The 907-nt window shown below is 48.5% G+C and carries 1 protein-coding gene and 1 pseudogene; both read right to left on the reverse strand.

The features are described from left to right. The coding region (locus AC2VE5_RS28590) for an ABC transporter permease (protein WP_486890890.1) at positions 1 to 661 on the reverse strand (661 nt) is incomplete at its 3' end. Between the two features lie 24 nt (positions 662 to 685). Then, a pseudogene (locus AC2VE5_RS28595) lies at positions 686 to 907 on the reverse strand (hypothetical protein); the annotation flags it as partial.

Raw genomic sequence — 907 nt, forward strand, 5'->3', positions numbered from 1 at the left:
AATAGAGTAAACGCCACTGGGGTAGGACAACGGTGCTGCTAAAGCCAACCGGAGAGATGTAAAGACCAAACTGAACTAGAAACGGCACAATGTAACGGAAATCCCGGTACTTGACATTCAACGCTGCCAACCACAAGCCCACTCCCATCGAAGCGGCAAAGGCAATCAGGATAAACAGGGGCAGGGTGACAATCCGCCAACTGGGAACAAAGTTATACCAGGCCATCAAGGCCACCAATATCATCCCCGAGACCAAAAAATCCACAAAGCTAACAATGATAGCGCTGGCGGGGATAATCAAGCGGGGAAAGTAGATTTTAGAAATTAAATTGGCATTCGTAACCAAGCTATTACTGCACTCGGAGAGGGCATTGGCAAAGAACTGCCAGGGCAACATTGCCGAAAACACCAGAATTGGATAAGGAACCCCCCCAGAGGGGAGCTTGGCAATGTTGCCAAAGACGATCGTAAACACCACCATGGTTAAAAAAGGCCGGATCAGCGCCCAGAGAACTCCAATAATGGTTTGCTTATAGCGAACCAGGATGTCTCGCCAGGCCAGGAAGTAGAACAGTTCTCGATACCGCCATAGATCTTGCCAGTACTGTCGTTCGGTGCGACCAGCCTCAATCACTAATTCTGCTTGACCGTGATCATTCATTCAATTGATAAGATATTTCAGGCACTACCGACCATAATACGAGGCATAGTCAGCACCGTATGCATATCCTTTTTGATCGCGATCAAGTAGATTAACTACGACTCCGGGAATATGGCAGCGAGTTCCGGCAAGAATTTCCATCGCCCGATTGACCGCAGAGCGACTTGACTGAGCAATACCCACGACTAAGATGGTTCCATCTACTTTAGTGGCCAGACTTTGGGCATCAGCTATCCCTACAACTGG

This window comes from Aliterella sp. E5.1 (assembly GCF_057473825.1).